Source organism: Hoeflea sp. TYP-13 (assembly GCF_040932035.1).
GTDB lineage: Bacteria > Pseudomonadota > Alphaproteobacteria > Rhizobiales > Rhizobiaceae > Hoeflea_A.
In genome coordinates, this window is record NZ_JBFRBB010000005.1 from 244,037 (window position 1) to 262,907 (window position 18,871).

The 18,871-nt window shown below is 57.3% G+C and carries 20 protein-coding genes; 9 read left to right on the top strand and 11 right to left on the bottom strand.

Annotation, left to right across the window (positions count from 1 at the left end; translation table 11 throughout):
- Window positions 1–34 precede the first annotated feature (34 nt).
- Complete coding sequence (locus ABVT35_RS24200; protein WP_368470443.1) at window positions 35–682, bottom strand: J domain-containing protein; 648 nt, start codon at window positions 680–682, stop codon at window positions 35–37.
- Window positions 683–819: 137 nt separating this feature from the next.
- On the opposite strand from ABVT35_RS24200, the gene ABVT35_RS24205 reads away from it, so the two are divergent.
- Window positions 820–1,116, top strand: a complete 297-nt coding sequence (locus ABVT35_RS24205) for a BolA family protein (RefSeq protein ID WP_368470052.1) — start codon at window positions 820–822, stop codon at window positions 1,114–1,116.
- A gap of 28 nt (window positions 1,117–1,144) precedes the next feature.
- Here the strand turns inward: ABVT35_RS24205 and ABVT35_RS24210 are convergent, their stop codons facing one another.
- Genes ABVT35_RS24210 through ABVT35_RS24220 form a run of 3 tightly spaced genes read right to left on the bottom strand, consistent with a single transcriptional unit; the run spans window position 1,145 to window position 4,234 of the window.
- The gene (locus ABVT35_RS24210; RefSeq protein WP_368470054.1) at window positions 1,145–2,422 is read right to left on the bottom strand and encodes an HlyC/CorC family transporter; all 1,278 of its coding nucleotides are present in this window, start codon (window positions 2,420–2,422) and stop codon (window positions 1,145–1,147) included.
- Window positions 2,419–3,552 (bottom strand): 3-dehydroquinate synthase, encoded by a 1,134-nt coding sequence (gene aroB / locus ABVT35_RS24215; protein WP_368470055.1) that lies wholly within the window; start codon window positions 3,550–3,552, stop codon window positions 2,419–2,421. Before aroB ends, ABVT35_RS24210 begins: the two co-directional genes overlap by 4 nt.
- Window positions 3,553–3,556: 4 nt before the next feature.
- Entirely contained in the window at window positions 3,557–4,234 is a 678-nt protein-coding gene (locus ABVT35_RS24220) for a shikimate kinase (protein WP_368470444.1), read from the bottom strand.
- Window positions 4,235–4,335: 101 nt separating this feature from the next.
- On the opposite strand from ABVT35_RS24220, the gene ABVT35_RS24225 reads away from it, so the two are divergent.
- The 5 genes from ABVT35_RS24225 to ABVT35_RS24245 all read left to right on the top strand — a co-directional run bounded on the left by ABVT35_RS24225 (window position 4,336) and on the right by ABVT35_RS24245 (window position 8,151).
- Window positions 4,336–4,482 (top strand): histidine kinase, encoded by a 147-nt coding sequence (locus tag ABVT35_RS24225; protein WP_271089338.1) that lies wholly within the window; start codon window positions 4,336–4,338, stop codon window positions 4,480–4,482.
- An 87-nt stretch (window positions 4,483–4,569) separates the two neighbouring features.
- Entirely contained in the window at window positions 4,570–5,520 is a 951-nt protein-coding gene (locus ABVT35_RS24230) for a site-specific tyrosine recombinase XerD (RefSeq protein ID WP_368470059.1), read from the top strand.
- A 96-nt stretch (window positions 5,521–5,616) separates the two neighbouring features.
- A complete protein-coding gene (locus ABVT35_RS24235; RefSeq protein WP_368470060.1) occupies window positions 5,617–6,570 on the top strand; it encodes an acetyl-CoA carboxylase carboxyltransferase subunit alpha in 954 nt (317 codons plus the stop codon).
- A gap of 223 nt (window positions 6,571–6,793) precedes the next feature.
- Window positions 6,794–7,906 carry a L,D-transpeptidase family protein gene (locus ABVT35_RS24240; protein WP_368470062.1) on the top strand — a complete coding sequence of 371 codons (1,113 nt, stop codon included), beginning with the start codon at window positions 6,794–6,796 and terminating at the stop codon, window positions 7,904–7,906.
- Between the two features lie 5 nt (window positions 7,907–7,911).
- A complete protein-coding gene (locus ABVT35_RS24245) occupies window positions 7,912–8,151 on the top strand; it encodes a sulfurtransferase TusA family protein (protein WP_368470064.1) in 240 nt (79 codons plus the stop codon).
- 308 nt (window positions 8,152–8,459) lie between these two features.
- On the opposite strand, the gene ABVT35_RS24250 is transcribed toward ABVT35_RS24245, so the two are convergent.
- Together ABVT35_RS24250 and ABVT35_RS24255 are read right to left on the bottom strand one after the other, a co-directional pair.
- Window positions 8,460–9,554 (bottom strand): GTP-binding protein, encoded by a 1,095-nt coding sequence (locus ABVT35_RS24250; protein ID WP_368470066.1) that lies wholly within the window; start codon window positions 9,552–9,554, stop codon window positions 8,460–8,462.
- A gap of 5 nt (window positions 9,555–9,559) precedes the next feature.
- Complete coding sequence (locus tag ABVT35_RS24255; protein ID WP_368470068.1) at window positions 9,560–10,714, bottom strand: D-alanyl-D-alanine carboxypeptidase family protein; 1,155 nt, start codon at window positions 10,712–10,714, stop codon at window positions 9,560–9,562.
- Window positions 10,715–10,823: 109 nt separating this feature from the next.
- On the opposite strand from ABVT35_RS24255, the gene ABVT35_RS24260 reads away from it, so the two are divergent.
- Complete coding sequence (locus tag ABVT35_RS24260; RefSeq protein ID WP_368470070.1) at window positions 10,824–11,993, top strand: M20 aminoacylase family protein; 1,170 nt, start codon at window positions 10,824–10,826, stop codon at window positions 11,991–11,993.
- A 35-nt stretch (window positions 11,994–12,028) separates the two neighbouring features.
- Here the strand turns inward: ABVT35_RS24260 and ABVT35_RS24265 are convergent, their stop codons facing one another.
- The 5 genes from ABVT35_RS24265 to ABVT35_RS24285 form a co-directional block, all read right to left on the bottom strand.
- Window positions 12,029–12,436, bottom strand: a complete 408-nt coding sequence (locus ABVT35_RS24265; RefSeq protein ID WP_368470072.1) for a hypothetical protein — start codon at window positions 12,434–12,436, stop codon at window positions 12,029–12,031.
- A 174-nt stretch (window positions 12,437–12,610) separates the two neighbouring features.
- A complete protein-coding gene (gene rpmF, locus ABVT35_RS24270; RefSeq protein WP_368470074.1) occupies window positions 12,611–12,796 on the bottom strand; it encodes a 50S ribosomal protein L32 in 186 nt (61 codons plus the stop codon).
- Between the two features lie 181 nt (window positions 12,797–12,977).
- Window positions 12,978–13,625, bottom strand: coding sequence for a glutathione S-transferase family protein (locus ABVT35_RS24275; RefSeq protein ID WP_368470076.1), 648 nt, complete (start codon window positions 13,623–13,625; stop codon window positions 12,978–12,980).
- Window positions 13,626–13,660: 35 nt separating this feature from the next.
- On the bottom strand, window positions 13,661–14,323 hold the full coding sequence (locus ABVT35_RS24280) for a DUF1868 domain-containing protein (RefSeq protein WP_368470078.1): 663 nt from the start codon (window positions 14,321–14,323) through the stop codon (window positions 13,661–13,663).
- Window positions 14,324–14,445: 122 nt separating this feature from the next.
- Window positions 14,446–15,111, bottom strand: coding sequence for a biosynthetic peptidoglycan transglycosylase (locus ABVT35_RS24285; RefSeq protein ID WP_368470445.1), 666 nt, complete (start codon window positions 15,109–15,111; stop codon window positions 14,446–14,448).
- Window positions 15,112–15,300: 189 nt separating this feature from the next.
- Between ABVT35_RS24285 and ABVT35_RS24290 the strand changes: the two genes are divergently transcribed.
- Together ABVT35_RS24290 and ABVT35_RS24295 are read left to right on the top strand one after the other, a co-directional pair.
- On the top strand, window positions 15,301–16,215 hold the full coding sequence (locus ABVT35_RS24290) for a polyprenyl synthetase family protein (RefSeq protein WP_368470080.1): 915 nt from the start codon (window positions 15,301–15,303) through the stop codon (window positions 16,213–16,215).
- A 274-nt stretch (window positions 16,216–16,489) separates the two neighbouring features.
- A complete protein-coding gene (locus ABVT35_RS24295) occupies window positions 16,490–18,865 on the top strand; it encodes a response regulator (RefSeq protein WP_368470084.1) in 2,376 nt (791 codons plus the stop codon).
- Window positions 18,866–18,871: the final 6 nt, after the last annotated feature.

Sequence of the window (18,871 nt, forward strand, 5' to 3'; positions counted from 1 at the left end):
AATTGTCGGTGAATTGTTTATTCGCAGGCATGCTCTAGCAGAAACCGGACTGTTTTAACAATTGGTAGGCCTGAATCACTTCACGAAACCGGTCTTCCGAGCCGCGATCGCCGCCATTTGCATCCGGGTGATGCTGTTTTACCAGTTCCTTGTAGCGGGTCTTAATGTCATTCGATGTCGCATTTGCGGCAAGACCCATAGTATCGAAGGCCTTGGCCTCCAGTGCTTTCAGCTTGCGCTTGCGCGGCTGCGCCCGGCCGCTGTTGCCGCCTTCTTCGAACAGGCGGAAGGGATCACGCATATTGGCATAGGAAGCGGCGCTGCCCGAGCGCGCCTGCGACTGCTGCGGATTGGCCCGCGCCGTCGAGGATTTGTTGACGCCTACTGTCCATGTCGGCCGGTGGCCGGTCAGCGCCTCTTTCTGATAGCGGGCGATCTCGCTGTCCGACAGGCCGGAAAAATAGTTGTAGCCCTTGTTGTACTCACGCACATGCTCGGAGCAGAACATAAAATACTTGCCTTCCGCATCGCGGCCGACCGGGGCCCGAAACTCCCCCTTTTTCTCGCATCCGTCCCACTGGCAGATCGGCGCTTCCTGCTTTGCCTTCGCGCCTCCCTTGCCCTTTTTCTTGGACGAACGGATGCTGTCAAAATATTTCGAATCCAGTTTCATGTGCTCAATTATGGTGTGTGCCGGCAATGCGAACAAGGATTGACTTGTTGTCCATTGCCCTATTATCGGGGTCAGGCCGAAAAAACGATTGGCTATATCGTCCCGCCTCGGCCCGGGGCGCAATAGCATAGCAGGAATGAGCTGTCATGACAGAACAAATCGGTCCCATTGAGAAACGCATGACAAAAAAACTTGATGTTGCATTTGCGCCCGAGCGCCTTGACGTCATCAATGAAAGCCGCCTTCACGCAGGCCATCAGGAGAGCTTCGACGGCACCGGCGAAACCCATTTCAGGATCCGCATCATCTCGTCAAAATTTGCCGGAATGCCGCGCTTGGCAAGACACCGCGCCATCAACGAACTGCTTGCCGACGAACTGGCAGAAGGCGTGCATGCACTGGCGCTCGAACCTGCTGCGCCGGACGAATCGGTACGCTGGTAGGAAAGGTCGCACGCAACAGGCGTTCAGCTTAGCTGCTCTCGGCCGCCAGCGGGCGAATGCGCAATTTGGTGATTCGGTTTTTTACCCGTTTCATCACGATGAAGCGCATGCCGTGATAGGTGAAAGCCTGACGCTCTTCCGGAATAATCTGGGATTCATGGATGACAAGACCGGCAACGGTCGTCGCTTCCTCGTCGGGCAGGCTCCAGTCCAGCGCCCGGTTGAGGTCACGGATCGGCACGCTGCCATCGACGACCACGGAACCGTCCGCCTCCTGGCGCACGCCCTGAATATCGAGATCGTGCTCGTCGGCAATATCGCCGACAATCTCCTCGAGAATATCCTCCAGCGTCACCAGCCCTTCCACCTCGCCATATTCGTCGACGACGATGGCAAAATGCGCGTGGCGGCGCAAAAAAGCGTTGAGCTGGTCCTTCAGATTTGTCGTATCTGGTACGAACCACGGTTTTTGCGCCGTTTTGACGATATCAACCGTCTTGCGATCGCCTCCGCTTCCGATCAGGGCCCGCAGAACATCCTTGGCGTGAATGACGCCGATAATGTTTTCGGTCTCGTCACGCCATACGGGCATGCGCGTATAGGGGCTTTCGAGGATCTGCCGCACGGCGACTTCCGGATCCTCATCGGCGTTGATCATCCGCATCGACGTGCGGTGCACCATGATGTCGGAGACTTCCAGTTCGCCAAGATCGAGAACGCCGCCCAGCCGGTCACGGTCGGCCTTGATAACCGATCCCTCGCGGTGCAGCAGCGCCACAGCGCCGCGCAACTCCTCATGCGCCGACAGCATCGAGCTTTCGGTCGAAAGCGTTATGCCGAGCAGACTGAGAAGACGGCGTACTATGGCGTTGACCGCGGTCGAAACGGGACCCACAACACCAACGAAGACACGCACCGCCGGCGCAACGCTCATGGCGAAACGGTCCGGCGACGAAATCGCCCAGCTTTTTGGCAGCACTTCCGAAAAAATCACCAGCAATACAGTCATGGCGAGCGTTGCATAGGCCACGCCCGCTTCACCGAACAGGCCCAGAAACACGCTGGTAGCCAGTGATGAGGCCAGGATATTGACAAGGTTGTTGCCGATCAGCAGAGCGCCGATCAGCCGGTCGCGGCGGTCGATCAGCCGGGCGACGATCCCTGCCTTCTTCTGACCATGCGCCTCGAGCTGATGCATGCGCGCACGCGATGCTGCCGTCAGCGCTGTTTCCGACCCGGAAAAGAAGCCCGAAAGAACAATCAGGCCAACTATGATGAGGATTACCAGCCAGTATTCGGCGATCATCGTTCGTGTTTTTCCTTCAAAAACCCGAGAACTTCGGAGGGCGGCACGTCATCGGCTATGAATGATTGGCCAATTCCCCGCGTCAGGACGAAGGTCAGCTTCCCCCTTTTAACCTTTTTGTCCTGCGCAATGTGCTCCATCAATATATCGGGTGTGGACAGGTCACCGTCAATATCGCTTAGCTTTGTTGGTAAACCGACCGCTTGCAGATGCGCGGCAACACGGCGTGCATCGTCGGGGCTCGCAAGGTTCATGCGCGCTGAAAACTCGTGCGCCAGAACCATGCCGATGGCAACACCTTCACCGTGCACAAGCCTTTTACCGTCATAGCCGGTGGCCGCTTCAAGGGCGTGTCCGAATGTGTGGCCAAGATTGAGCAGTGCCCGCTTGCCGCTTTCAAGCTCGTCGGCGGCAACGACATCGGCCTTGGCCTGGCAGCTTGTGGCAATGGCATGAATTCGCGCAGCGCCACCGGCAAATACCGCGCTCCAGTTGTTTTCCAGCCATGCAAAGAACTCGGGCTTGTCTATGAGGCCGTATTTCGCCACCTCTGCGTAGCCGGCGCGAAATTCGCGCGGTGAAAGCGTGTCGAGAACATCCGTATCGGCAAGGACGAGGGAAGGCTGATGGAATACGCCAATCAGGTTCTTGCCGTGCCCGGAATTGATGCCTGTCTTGCCGCCGACCGAAGAATCAACCTGCGCCAGCAGCGATGTCGGCACCTGGATGAACCGCATGCCGCGCCGCGCGATACCTGAAACGAAACCGGCAAGATCGCCGATAACCCCACCGCCCAGCGCGACAACCGCATCACCCCGCTCGAGCCGCGCGGCAAGAACGGCATCGGTGGCGGCAACCAGATGATCGAAACTCTTGGTCTTCTCTCCGGCTGGAAGAATGATGGCCGTACTATCGATGCCGGCAGCCGACAGGCTCGCCTGGAGCGCGGGCAGGTGAAGGCCGGCAACCGTCTCGTCGCTGATGACCGCAACACGAATACCCGGCAGACGCGCCGCAATCTGCGCGCCTGCTGTTTCGATCTGTCCCGGTCCGATCAGTATGTCGTATGAGCGGTCCCCGAGCTCAACTTCGACACGCGCTCTGTCCGACGCAGCACCGCTAGCTTCCATGCAATTAGTCCTTTTTCGATTCTGCCGATCCTTCAGGACCGTTTGAGATTATTGCGTCCAACACTTCTTCAACAATGGTTTCCTTGGGAACATCGCGCGATTGAATGATCAGGTCGGCTTCCGAATAGACCGGGTAGCGGCTGTCCAGGAGTGCAGAGAGCGTTCCCTTCGGATCGTCGGTCTTCAACAATGGCCGGTGACCGCGCCGCTTGACCCGTTCCCACAAAATCTCCAGGTCGGCGCGCAGCCAAACCGACAGGCCGCGCCTTTTGATGTTCGCCCTGACGCGCTCCTGCATAAAGGCCCCGCCGCCGGTCGAAAGCACCATCGGCCCGTCACGCAAAAGCCGCCGAATGACCCGCGCTTCCAGCGCGCGGAACTCGTCTTCCCCATAGCTGGCAAAGAGGTCGGCAATGGACATGCGCGAGACTTCCTCGATCTCATGGTCTGAATCGACAAAGGGTATCTGCATGGCGGCGGCGGTCATCTTGCCGATCACGGACTTGCCCGCACCCATGAGTCCGACAAAAACGATCGTCCTTTTGCCAAGGCACGCCAGCGCCTCACCCGCCCTGGGTTGCGCCGGATCGATTGTATGGGTCTTCATTAGGCCGGTTCCATGTTGTGCACCAACGGTATCAACAAATGTTCCAGCGCCGTCAAGCAGCACCATACCGGCGATGGCTTGTCGATAACGCTGTTGCCGGACGCAAATCCGGTCTTGCAACCGCCCGGTGCCTCGCCCATAAAAGGGCTGATGAATTCAAACCAGTGGAATGACGCATGCCGTCCTTAATCCGGTTTCTTGTTTTTTGTGCGGTGATAGCCGGCCTCGTCTATGGCGCCATGTTTGCATTGACCATTTATGTCGATCCGAAGCCACGCGAGATCACAATTCGGGTGCCGACCGAAAAGGTCAATCCGAACTGATTTCGCAAAGCGAGGTCTGAATAGTGGGTACCGGTTTTCAATACGCCCGAGCAGCGATCAAAGCAGCCTGTAAGCCGGCGGGCCGTCATGGCTGATCTGAGCCTTGCACATCTTGAAGCCTTTCTCGAAATGATGAGCGCGGAACGGGGAGCTGCGGGAAACACGTTGTCCTCTTATCGCAACGATCTTGAAGACGCGCAGTCCTTCCTGCGCGGCGGCCGGTCGAGCCTGACGGGCGCTACGAGCGACGATCTTCGCCACTATCTCTCCGACGTCGCCGACAGAGGCTTTGCGGCCAGTTCACAGGCAAGGCGGCTATCGGCGCTGCGCCAGTTCTACAGGTTTTTATATGCTGAAGGCATTCGCGGTGACGATCCGAGCGGCGTGCTCGATTCACCGAAGAAGCGACAATCGCTGCCAAAGACCCTTAGCATGGAAAATGTCACCACATTGATCGACCGGGCGAGAAGCGAAGCCGACGAAGCCGGTCAGGACGACGGATCCCGGCTGCAGCGTCGCCGGCTCCTGGCTTTGATCGAACTGCTTTATGCCACCGGAATGCGGGTTTCCGAACTTGTCGGACTGCCGATGTCGGTCGCCGCACAGGATGACGACCGTTTTCTGATCATCAAGGGCAAAGGCAACAAGGAGCGCCTTGTGCCTTTGTCGTCTGCATCGCGCGACGCGCTGACACGCTATGTCGCCATGCTGTCGGCGAGCGCTGACGCGGATTCGCCCTTCCTTTTTCCGTCCCGCTCGGCCAGCGGCCATCTGCCGCGCCAGGTTTTTGCGCGGGAGCTGAAAGGTCTTGCCGCGCGCTGCGGCCTTAGCGCAAAATCCCTGTCGCCGCACGTGTTGCGCCACGCATTTGCAAGCCATCTTTTGCACAATGGAGCCGATCTTCGGGTCGTTCAGGAACTGCTTGGCCATTCCGATATCTCCACCACACAGATCTACACACACGTCCTCGAAGAGCGCCTGCACAGGCTCGTCAGCGACCATCACCCTCTTGCAATTGCGGAGAAAAACCGCACATAGACGGCCAAAACCAGCAATTTTACTTGCTTTGCAGAGCAATGGCTCTTAGCCAGAACAACAAACGCGCCCAACAAACAGCCCGAGATCGATAAATACATGCTCAACTATCTCGACTTCGAAAAACCGCTATCCGACATCGAAGGCAAAATTCACGAGCTCAGAAAGCTAGCCGGTGAAGATGAGATCATCGACACCACCGCCGAAATCGAGAAGCTGGAAGCAAAAGCAAAAGAAGTCCTCGCCGACCTCTATTCGAAATTGACGCCGTGGCAGAAAACCCATGTTGCCCGTCATCCGGCCCGTCCGCATTTTTGCGACTACGCCGAGGCGCTCTTTGACGAGTTCACGCCGCTTGCCGGCGACCGCAAGTTTTCCAATGACGAGGCCATTCAGGCCGGACTTGGCCGCTTCCGCGGCCAGGGCGTCGCCATCATCGGCCAGGAAAAGGGCAACGACACCAAGTCGCGCATCCGCCACAATTTCGGCAGCGCCCGGCCGGAAGGCTACCGCAAGGCGGTACGCATCCTTGAAATGGCCGACCGGTTCGAACTTCCGGTCATTACGCTGATCGACACGTCGGGTGCCTATCCGGGCGTCGGAGCCGAAGAGCGCGGCCAGGCCGAAGCCATCGCCCGCTCGACTGAAATGTGCCTCAATGTAAAGGTGCCGATCATCTCCGTTGTCATCGGTGAAGGCGGTTCGGGCGGAGCGATTGCAATCGCCACCGGAAACCGCATCTATATGCTCGAACATGCCATCTACAGCGTGATCTCGCCGGAAGGCGCGGCCTCGATCCTGTGGCGCGATGCCACCCGCGCCAAGGACGCCGCGGCCAATATGAAGATCACCGCACAGGACCTGAAAAATCTCGGTGTGATCGATGATATCATCGAGGAGCCCGTCGGCGGCGCGCACCGTGATCCGGCTGCGACCATCGCGGCGACGGGCGACAGGATTGCAGCCGGCCTTGCCGAGCTTCAGGCAGAAGACGGCGACACCCTGCGTAAAAATCGCCGCAAGAAGTTTCTGGAAATGGGCCGCAATCTTTGATTGCCGACTGAAAGCGCGCTTGCAGTTACAATTTTGTGAAGTCACGTAAAATCGCGATTGTGGTAAAGAATTCGGAAACATCTCCGTCATATTTTTGGCGACATGAGATGTTTCATTCTGCGACGTTCTGTCGGCCGCAGGGGAAACGGGTCCAAAAATGGGATCACGGCACTACCATTGGCTGTCGAGATCGCCAGCGGCAAATGGATAGGAAAGGGGCACAGTGCGTCTGATTGGCTGGAAAACGGCGATTGTTGTATCGGGACTGGCCGTGGCCCTGGCAGGCTGCCAGGATGTTCTTGAGTCCGTCGACAACAAGGCTGAATACAAGCTTCCCAAAAAGCTGGTCAACAAGATGAAAGCCCACGATCAGCGCGTGCGCGCGCCGATCATGATGCGTATCTTCAAGCAGGAAGGTATTCTCGAGGTCTGGAAGGCGAAGGGCACCGGCCGCTATGCGCTCGTAAAGGAATACGAGATCTGCAAATGGTCGGGTCAGCTGGGGCCGAAATTCAGGGAAGGCGACCGGCAGGCGCCAGAGGGCTACTACGATATCAGGCCCCACCAGATGAATCCCAATTCCAGCTACTACCTGTCCTTCAACATGGGTTACCCGAACAGATATGACCGGGCCCATGGCCGCACCGGCAGCAATCTGATGGTACATGGGGCATGCTCCTCGGCGGGCTGCTATTCCATGACCGACGAACAGGTCATCGAAATATACGCATTTGCGCGCGAAGCCTTTCGCGGCGGACAGTCGGCATTCCAAGTTCAGGCCTATCCGTTTCGCATGACCGCCGACAACATGGCCGCCCACCGCGACAGCAAGCACTACGAATACTGGCAGATGCTGAAGGTCGGCTACGATCATTTCGAGCTGACGAAAAGACCTCCGAAGGTCGATGTGTGCGACGGCAAATATGTCTTCAACCAGATGGTTGAAGAAGAGGGTGACGAATTCCATCCGAGACGTGCCTGCCCGCCATCTGCGGCGCCACAGTCGCTGCAGCTCGCCTATGCCGCTCACCAGAAGAAATATGACGCCCAGTTCGCCAAGGCGGTTAAGGAAATCGAAAAACCGCTCAAGACGCCTGCGATTGCAACTCTTCTCGCGCCGAAAACGACCGAAAAGCAGAGCAGAATAGAGCAAAGGGCAGTGTCGGCGCGCGAGCCGCTGCCAAGCACGGCGCCGGCCTCTGTCTCGCCGGAACCACTGCCTCCGGCTGCCTCGGTTGATACGGCCGTAACAACCCCCACGCCCACACCTTCACCTTCCGAAACCGCGAGCACAAAACAGCCGCGCAAGAAGAAATCCTGGTGGCGGGTCTGGTAGACAGAATGGACGAAAACAATGTGGCCGCGCGTTATGATCTGCGCGGGCTGAAATGTCCACTGCCGGTGCTGAAGACAAAAAAACGCATGACGGCGCTTGAACCGGGCGCGCGCATCTGGGTTGAAACCAGCGATCCCCTGGCAACTGTCGACATCCCGCATTTTTGTTCCGAATACGGCCACAAGCTGCTTGAGACGCATAGCGTTGAAGGCGGCCACCGTTTCCTCATCGAAAAAGGCAGCTGACCGTCCCGCGTTGCTCGGGAGGTATCAAGAATTCAACGCGGAACGGTCGTCTCTACCGGTTTGTGCCGGGAGCTCGACGACATGACGAATGCCCGCCGCCATGCCGGTGACTAGAGCCCGCAACGGTGCACTGCGGGTATAGCGGGTCTCTCTATGATCGAATATTTTTCGGATACGACCGCACCGGAGATGCGCTACGGGCATTGATGGCGAGTGCCTATTGGTCGTTCGCTTATCGGCGATGAAATAAACTAATGATTACAGGACAACCCCGTTTACCAGCTTGTGACGAAGCAGATAGGCGGCCCTTACGGCTTGAAGCCCGGAATGGAAAGCGGGTTGTTTTCCACCGCGTCGCGGTCCGGCGTGTCGATCTGCGGATTTCCGGTAAACGCCGCAAACAGCCTTGTGACATAGTCCTGATCGAGGTCGCGCGTGATGACCACCAGCCGCGAACGGTGGTCGTCATCGGGCCATTGCGCCAATCTTGCCGGCGGGTGGAAAATCGATTGCACGCCGTGAACGACGACCGGACGTTGCGGATTATCCGATAGCTTCACGATCCCCTTCATGCGCAACAGCTGGTCGCCCTGGCTGGAGCGCAGAAGATCGATGAACATTTCGAGCGCGCCTGGATCGATCGACTTGTCCTCGACAAGCGTGAATGCGCGAATGCGCGCATCGTGCCTGTTGACGTCATGCGCGTGGTCATGGCGGTGCGCATAGGCCTCATCGCGCAGCCACCTGGCGACATCGGCGGTTTTTGTCGCCGGATCGTACAGTCCGCAATCGAAAAGCTGTGCGACAATCGCGTCCTCGTCATGAGACGATATTTGCGGTGCGCCCGGATTGATACGCATTAGCCGGGCGGTAAAGTGCGCGAAATCCTTAGACGCCGGATCGATGAGGTCGGTCTTGGTCAAAACGATCCGGTCGGCAACGGCTACCTGCTTGACCGCTTCCTCGTGATGATCGAGCGTGCTGTCGCCATTGACGGCATCGACCGCAACAATCACCCCGTCGAGACGGAAATTCTGCATCAGGACAGGATGCCCCATGATCGCATGCAGCACCGGCGCCGGATCCGCAAGTCCGGTGGTTTCGATCACCACACGCTCGAGCGACTTGAGACGCCCTGTCTGCAGGCGGTCGATAAGATCCGCCAGCGTGTCGACCAGTTCACCGCGGACCGTGCAGCACAGGCAGCCGTCAGACAGCTCAATGACACCGTCGCTCGATTGTTCGACCAGCAGATGATCGATACCGACATCGCCGAATTCATTGATTATCACCGCCGTGTCGCGCAATTCCGGGTCTTTTAGAAGCCGGTTCAACAGCGTCGTCTTGCCGGATCCCAGAAAACCGGTCAGCACCGATACGGGAATTGGATTTTGCTGATTCATGCTGATTACAGCCTTGGGCGGGCCTTCGGTACCGGGACGTTGTACGCCGGCTTCAGCTGTGTCGATGCGACCGGCTCCGCCGAAGAGGCAATGTTCCGGGGCCGCGATCTCGGTACGGGTATCTTGCCTGAAGCCAGCCCAGGTGGAACGCGGCCCGAAAGGCCGACCCGGACGGCTCTTGCTTTTCTTCTCAGCGGCTTGATATAGGCCGATTCAAGCTTCATGCGCCCTTCGACATCCCTTCCGCCATAGCGGGCCTTGCGCGCCTCCTTGGTGCAGACAACCGATCTGAGGTTGACGAGTTGCGAGCGGTTCTTTCCATAAGGCCGCATGGAATAAAGCACGGGCTTCGCCAATCCTGGCGTTGTCAGCCCCTTGTGCAGGAGGCGCGCCGATTCAACGGCGCGTTCTTCCTGATCCTTGGCGCCGAGCACAACCGATACGACTGTTTTACCGTTGCGGGTGGCCGAAGAAACCTGATTGAAGCCGGAGGCGCAGATAAAGCCGGTCTTCATCCCGTTGGCACCGGGAAACCGGCCGATCAGGATATTGTAGTTCGTATAGGTCTTCTTTCCGGTGTTGATCGCTTCGAGCGAAAAATAATGCTCGTGCTGCGGAAATTCGCGCTTCAGGGCAACGCCAAGCAGCGCCATGTCCCGCGCCGTCGTTCTTTGCCCCTTTCCGGGCAGGCCGTTGGCATTGATGAACCTTGTATCCGTCATTCCAAGGCGGGCGGCCTCCGCATTCATCATGGCAACGAATTGCGCGTGGCTGCCTGCCACCGATTCGGCTATCGCCACGGATACATCGTTGGCCGATTTTACCAGTATGATCTTCATTGCATTGTCGAGGGTCAGCTGTGAGCCGGCCTTGAAATACATCTTGCTCGGTGGTGCCTTGGCTGCGTTGACAGAGATTGTAACCGGGCTCTGCATCGACTTCTTTCCGGCCTTGACCTGGCGAAACACGACATAGGCTGTCATCAGCTTCGTCAGCGAAGCCGGATACCAGCGCTGGAAGGCGTCCTTGTGCTCAAGCACCTTGCCGGAGTTGACATCGACAACGATGGTCGGGCCGGCACTGTTGGCTGCGATGGTAAAAACAAGCACACACCAAAGTGCAGCAAAAACAATTGCGAATATACTTGTTAGACGGCGCATGGGCAGGGTTGAACTCCGGCGAACTACGGAACACAAATTGTATGTACCGGAAACCTGCCTTATATGCCATACATCCAGAACGTCCAAATACGACAACGAGGTATACTTAATGCCGATACTGAACCGCGCTGCTGAACTGCAGTCAGAAATAACCGAATGGCGACGGCACCTTCACACCCATCCTGAACTGCTTTTCGATGTGCATGAAACCGCCGGTTTTGTCGAAGAAAAGCTGAAGGCGTTCGGATGTGATGAAGTGGTAACCGGCCTCGGTCGCACAGGCGTTGTCGGCATAATCAAGGGCCGCAATAGCGGAACCGAACGTGTCATCGGGTTGCGCGCGGATATGGACGCTCTGCCGATCAAGGAGACGACCGGCAAACCCTGGGCGTCCACAACCGACGGTAAGATGCACGCTTGCGGCCACGACGGGCACACCGCGATGCTTCTGGGTGCAGCAAAATATCTGACCGAGACCCGTAATTTCGACGGCACGGTGGCGGTGATATTCCAGCCGGCCGAAGAAGGCGGCGCCGGCGGCGACGAAATGGTCAAGGACGGCATGATGGAACGCTTCGGCATCCAGGAAGTCTTCGGCATGCACAATATGCCCGGCCTTGCAGTCGGCGAGTTCGCCATTCGCAGCGGCGCAATCATGGCCGCAACCGACGAATTCACCATCACGGTCAGAGGCAAGGGCGGCCATGCGGCCATGCCCTATCAGACAATCGATCCGATCACCATTGGAGCACAGATCGTCTCCGGCCTGCAGCTCATTGCCTCGCGCAATGCGGATCCGCTGGAATCCATTGTCGTCTCGGTGACCAAATTCAACGCCGGAAGCGCCTATAACGTCATTCCTGAGGAAGCCGAGCTCGCAGGCACGGTGCGTACACTCGACGCAGATGTCAGGGCGATGGCTGAAGAGCGCATTTCCCAGATTGTCCACAACATCGCCGATGCCCACAATGCCGAGGCTTCAATCCACTACCATCGCGGATATCCGGTGACCTTCAACCATGCGGATCAGACTGAATTTGCGATCTCGATCGCCGGCGAGATCGCCGGCGCTGACAAGGTCAATTCAGAAGTGGCCCCGACGATGGGCGGAGAGGATTTTTCCTTCATGCTCCAGGCAAGACCGGGTTCGTTCATTTTTATCGGCAATGGCGACACGGCCTCGCTTCACCATCCCGAATATGATTTCAACGATGAGGTCATTCCGCACGGCGTCACCTATTGGGTGAAGCTGGCGGAAACCGCTCTCACGCGGAATTAGAGCAGTATCGATGGCGGCTGGCGCGGCGTTTTTCCCTATAGACCGATGGATACGTCGCGTCCGGCCGATTTGATCGATACCGAGAACCCGGCGATCAGATCGATAAATGCGACAACCGCCAGGATAAAGAACGTATCGGTGGCTGCGCCCTTTATCAGCAGGAACTCGACAAGATAAGCAACGAATACCAGGGTCGAAAGCAGGTGATCGACGACTGACCATCCACCTGTCCTGGTTGCCTTGACCACTTCAAAAAACAATAGGGCAAGAGCGGTAACGACAACCACGTCGCCAAGCTGCATCATCCAGACCGCGCCGGACAGCATTTCGACGCTGAACATCTCCATCGACAGCGCCGCAACGCCGGACCCGCTGAACGGACCGAAGATCAGCACATTGTAGAAAATCAGCGGAATGATCATTAATGGAATTGCCGCCAGCATCGTTTTTTATTCGCCCCCGCTCTGCTCTCAATTCAATTTCGATAACACATAATTGCAGATCACATGCGTCTGATGTGTGGCGCTTGCCACTGAAAATGGATGGGTGTGCCATTTTCAAACAAAAAAAGGCCGGCTTTGGCAGCCGGCCTCAAAGATCAGACGAAATCTGTCGCTTTATGCGTTTTCTTTGTTGGTCAGAACCTGACGTCCGCGGTACATGCCGGTCTTCAGATCGATATGGTGCGGACGGCGCAGTTCGCCTGAGTTCTTGTCTTCCACATAGGTGGGAGCCTTGAGTGCATCGGTCGAGCGGCGCATGCCGCGCTTCGAGCGGGTTATTTTACTTTTAGGTACAGCCATGGGTCTACTCCACTCGCGGGCAATACGTGTTCACCGGCCGGTCTGGGGCCGAAAAGGACACGTGTCAATCTCGGAAATTGCGCGGGCTTATACATGGCAATTGGCCGTTTGACCAGCACCCGCGCCTATTTTTTTGCCAAATGTGCGGTTCTGGGCTTCCAAAGGCCGTTTTTCCTGCCGGTCAGACCTCGTCCTCGTCCACGATCCATTCTTCCGCCCGACTTGCGGCTTCCCATTCCTGCCAGGCGGGCAAGCCCTTCATGTGGTCCATATAGGACCGGACAACACGGTTTTCAGTAAGACAGTAGATGTCGAGGCGGTTAACCACCGGCGCAAACATGGCGTCCGCCGCCGAAATGTGCCCGAAGAGGAACGGTCCGTCGTAGCGCTCGAGGCAGTCCTGCCAGATTTCCTCGATTCGCGCCACATCCCTTCTTGCCGCGTCGGACACGTCGAGGGCGGCGGGTGTGCGTCGCATATTCATCGGACACTCGTTGCGGAGCGCTGCAAATCCACTGAGCATCTCGCAGCAGATCGACCGCGCGTGAGCACGGTGGTCATGCTCGTGCGGCCAGACATGGACTTCGTAGAAGAGATCGTTGAGATATTCCAGGATCGCCAGCGATTCCCAGATCGTGTGTTCTCCATGCTTGAGAACAGGCACCTTATTTGTCGGAGAAAATGCAGAGAAGGCCGGGTTGCCAGCTTTCATGTCGAAGGGAACCAGCTCTTCCCTGAATTCAATTCCGAGGGCACGCATTGCAAACCATGGCCTGAACGACCAGGACGAATAATTCTTGTTGCCGATGTAAAGTACCAACTCGCTCATGGGTTCATGCTCCTTCAGTGGACGAGCTCCCGCTCCTAGCGCAGATAAAGCAACGGCTCGAAATGGTTCATATCCTCGAAGCTGCAAAGCGCCGGCTGTCCCAACTCCAGCAGCGAAACGGTTTGCGTGAGGCGGTCCAGCATCTCGTCAAGCGCCACTTCGTACAGTTCCAGCGCCTCGGGCGGCAACCATTTTGCCAGATAGGCAATAGTAATGTGGAATACATAGGCCTCGTGGTCGGGATGGCGATAGCCGAACGGATCACACAGCGCGTCGCGCCAGCGCTGCAACGTTTCGTTATCGCGCTCCGTCGCACCGGTGACAATCACACCATAGGGTGTGACGGCATCGACCCGCATGCTGTAGGATCCAAGATCCTGAAAGTCGGCGAACCGCTCCAGATACGTTCGGGTGATATCATCAACCGGTGCCTCGAGATCAAATCCGGCGGGCCAATAATGCTGTTTGCGCCGGGTTTCGATAATGCCCTGCGCAAGTGTCATGTGCAGGCTGCCCGGGGCTGTGAATGCAAAGTGGTCGGCAAAGGGCAGTGTCATCAGACGACGGCGCACCTCAAGCAGCGCCCGTTCCGTCTGCGTGCCGGCAACCACATGATTGACGATGGTATTGCCGCGTTCCTGCAAAAACCGTCCGGTCTCGTCGAACCGTGACCCGACAAATGGCGGTCGCGGAGACATTCCATCCCCGGTAAGTCGGCGAAGATCAGTCCAAAACGGTGTTTTTCCCATAGTCACGCACCCCCAGTCAGGCCCCGCACATAAGCCCAACGCATTAAGATTACAAACAAATAGGACTTGGCCTATTCATAAAGACATTTGATATATGCGCCCGATTGGTGTGCGCGGCGCTCAACGACGCCTGCAAGGCGTGTCAGCCCCCGTGACGGATTCACCGGATCGCGCCTGTGAGGATTGGGCAGGGTGACGGCAAGATAGGCTGCCCGCCTGCGCGATAACTGAGCGGCCGGAACGCCGTAGTAATAGAGCGAAGCGGCCTCGATGCCATACACGCCCGGAGCCCATTCGGCGACGTTGAGATAGATTTCCATCAAACGCCGTTTGGACCAGATCGCATCGGCCGAAATGGCCAGCGGCACTTCCAGCACCTTTCGGACATAGGACCTGCTCGACCACAAAAAGAGATTCTTGACCGTTTGCATTGGAATGGTGCTTGCACCGCGCGGTCTTTCGCCGTCCAGAGCCTCGTCGATGACAAGGTTGATCGCACTCCAGTCCACACCATCATGGGAACAGTACCGGCCATCCTCGGACACTAGCACCGATTGAACCAGCGCTGGTGCGATGTCATCGAATTTCACCCACTGACGCTCATAGCCGCGCAGCAGGACGATATCGCCCAACATCATTGTGGATACCGGATGAACAAAGGACGGTTTGTACAAAAGCATCAAGATAAACGGAACCGCCACAACAACGACGATCGCGCGCAACACAAAACGCCTGATGCGACCAGTCCGTCGCTTGTTTTTTCGTTTTTTCTTCTTTGGCGCCAAAACATCCCCGGTTTTCTGATCGCTTGTTCCTCAATAAAGCAGCATTGCACAAAATAGAACCTACTTTGGTATGCGGCTAACAACCGCGCGGATGTAATATCAAACCATTGCCGTTACAGACGCATCGTGCGAAGAGGACGCATGAACGGCGACACAAACGACTTTTCAGAACGGCTTGTCGAAAGAGCGGTACAGGTCGAAGGGATACTGGCGGAAATTCTCGACACGCGCATTCGCGACGGCGAGATAGCGCGGCCCGGCCACCTGCTGGCCGCCATGCGCCACGGCGCATTGAATGGCGGCAAGCGGCTTCGGCCGTTCCTGGTGCTTGAAACGGCCGCGCTGATGGGTGCAGACCCGGCCGCGGCCCTTCGTGTGGCGGCCGCCATCGAGTGTGTTCACTGCTATTCGCTTATCCATGACGATCTGCCGGCCATGGACAATGACGATCTGCGAAGGGGCCTTCCCACGGTTCATATCGCCTTTGACGAGGCAACGGCCATTCTGGCCGGCGACGCGCTTTTGACCCTTGCATTTGAAATCGTAACCGCACCGGAAACGGAACTGGACGACGGACGCAAGGCTGAACTGGTGCTGGCGCTTTCCCGTGCCGCAGGTCTGGGTGGCATGGCAGGCGGGCAGGCGCTGGACCTGCTGGCGGAATCGGCGCCACCGGATGAGGCCGGCATCATCACACTGCAGGCGATGAAAACCGGCGCACTGATCCGCTATTCCTGCGAGGCCGGCGCCATACTGGCCGGCGCTCCGGCGGCCGATCGCGAGAGTCTCAAACGCTTCGGTGAAGCCATCGGCCTTGCTTTCCAGCTTGCTGACGATCTGCTCGACGTCACATCTGATAGCGGATCGATGGGCAAGGCGACCGGAAAGGATGCGGAACGCGGCAAGGCAACCCTCTTGGCACTGTACGGCGCCAGCTGGGCACGCAATCAGCTTGCGGGGCTTGTAACCGAGGCATGCGAGCTGCTCGAACCCTATGGAGGCCGGGCTCATGTCTTGCGCTCAGCAGCGCTTTTTGTCGCCGACCGCGAGCACTGAAACGCGGCCTTGTCCATCAAGACATTAGCCGCGAAACGGTTAGAATCGCCAAAGACCGCGCGAACTGCCCCAAAATTGAAACGTTTAAGGACACATTAACTGTTCCTTGAAAAAATGCGGGCGCAATCATGACGATACGCCTCTGACCAGATGCCCGTCCTGCGCGACAATTTTCGCGCAGTGCAAAACCTGATTTCCCGCGGCGAGACGTGCAGAGCTGGATGCCTTTCCGCAACATATTATTCGTTTAGTTATTGGTACCCGAATGGAAGATTTGAGCGACAATAGAAAGGGCCGGAAACGGATATCTGCCTTTCTGCGCATCAGCTATGTCGCCACTCTGGCTCTGATCGGCAGCATCTGCATCTATTTTTACGGAGAACAGCAGGCTCAAAATCGTTCAATCGGTCATCTGGGGCTGATGGTAAAGGAGCTCGGCAAGCTTGATGAGGCACTGGCATCCCTGGCCGCTCGCGCCGAACAGGTGGAACAGCTGTCAGACGACGCCAGCATCGAATCTGTAAAAAAGGGACTTTTATTCCGACAAAACGCCGTCAAGGAGGAGTTTCAACATTTCCGCGACCTGTGGCTCTCTCCCAAGACACCGGAAGAACTGCGGGAAACTGTGTATGCCGCCGATCGCTACATGCGCGCGGATGATCCTTTCAAGCAGTATGAGCGCATCACCGACGGCTCGAAAATCGAGGCAGCCAAAACAGTTGACGATCTGCGCTGGTCCGGCAAGCTCCTGTTTTCCATTTACGACAGTTTCCTCAACCACACCGGCGCCAAGATTTCCCAGATCATCCTGGAATCGCTCAAAGATACGACTATGGCACAGGGCCGAAAGGTGCAGACCTTTCTCCTGACCACGATTGCGGTGCTGCTTGCCCTTGGCTTTTTCGTTTTCTTGCCAATCGACATTCTGTTGTGGCGCACGGTAAGACGGCTGGATATTGCCGTTGCCCAGGCGCAGCGGGAAAGCAGCAAGGCCAAAGCCGCCGAAAGGACCAAATCCGAGTTTCTGGCAAATATGAGCCATGAAATCAGGACACCGATGAATGGCGTGCTCGGAATGGCGGAGCTTTTGGCCCGCACCGACCTCGACAACAAGCAGCGCACCTTTACCGACATCATCGTCAAATCCGGTCAGGCGCTCCTGACCATAATCAACGATATCCTGGACTTCTCGAAAATCGACGCCCGTCAGATGCAGCTTAACCCCGCACCGTTCAGCCTGCGCGAAGCGATCGAGGACATCGCCACTCTGCTTGCCGGCAATGTTGCGGAAAAAGACCTCGAAATGGTGGTGCGATACGATCCCAACCTGCCCGACGCCTTTGTCGGTGACGTCGGGCGGATCCGCCAGATATTGACGAACATTGTTGGAAACGCGGTCAAATTTACGGATCACGGCCAGATTATTGTCAACGTCCACGGACTTGTAACGGACGGCAAGGCTGATATCCGCATGACCGTCGAAGACACCGGTCCCGGAATCCAGTCTGACAAACTCAGTATAATATTCGACAAATTCAGCCAGGTTGATGGTTCTTCGACACGCAAATACGAAGGCACCGGCCTTGGCCTTGCCATCGCAGCCGGCCTCATTGAACTGATGGGAGGCCGAATCGGTGTAGAAAGCACCGTCGGAAAAGGATCGACCTTCTGGATTGAACTCAAATTGCCGGTCAGCCGCAGGGTTGACCATGAACAACCGGAAATGCCGGTCGATATCAACGGTGCGCGCATTATCGTCATCGATGGCATGAAAATCAGCCAGGATGTCATACGAGAGCAACTGCGCAGCTGGTCGTTTGACTGCGCCGCCGTGGAGTCGATCCCTCTTGCCGTGGCTCTTGCAAGAAAGTCTGCCGAACTCGGGCTACCCTCCGACCTAATCATCCTCGATACGCCGACGCCGGATGAGTCCGGCAGAAGGCTGCGCTCGGAACTGGCCGCTTCGCAGCATACGGCCAATATCCCGGTTCTGCTGATGACGGCGGTCGACCAAACGGGGACCGCCGAACTTTGCGATCGGCTCGGCTTCGCCGGCAATCTGACAAAACCGGTTCGAGCGTCGCTGATGCTGGAGACGATCACATCTGTTTTGACAAGAAGGCATTGTGGTCCGGTTGACGCTGCTGCAGCTCCGCAGCCGGAGGTTCAGCTGAATCCACTGCCGACGCTCGTCAAACAAGAGGCAGTCAGGGAAGTTGCGCCGGCTCCCAAGCCGCAAACCCTCGACATCCTTGTCGCCGAAGACAACGATGTTAACCAGATGGTCTTCGATCATATGCTTGGGGAAACAGGATTTACATTCCGCATCGCCAGTGACGGCCAGGAGGCTATCGAACTGTGGCAGGCCTTAAAGCCCAAGCTCATCCTGATGGATGTCTCCATGCCGCGCATGAACGGCTACCAGGCAACGGCCCATATCCGTCAACACGAGGAGGGCAGCGGTGTGCGCACACCGATCATCGGCGTCACCGCCCATGCGCTCAAGGACGACCGCTCCCGCTGCCTTGATGCCGGCATGGACGACTATCTGCCGAAACCGATTTCACCGGAAAAGCTGGCGGCCAAGCTAGAGACCTGGCTCGGAGGAGAGTTCGGTGATGAACTCCCGGCCCATCGCGATACCGCCTAGACAGCG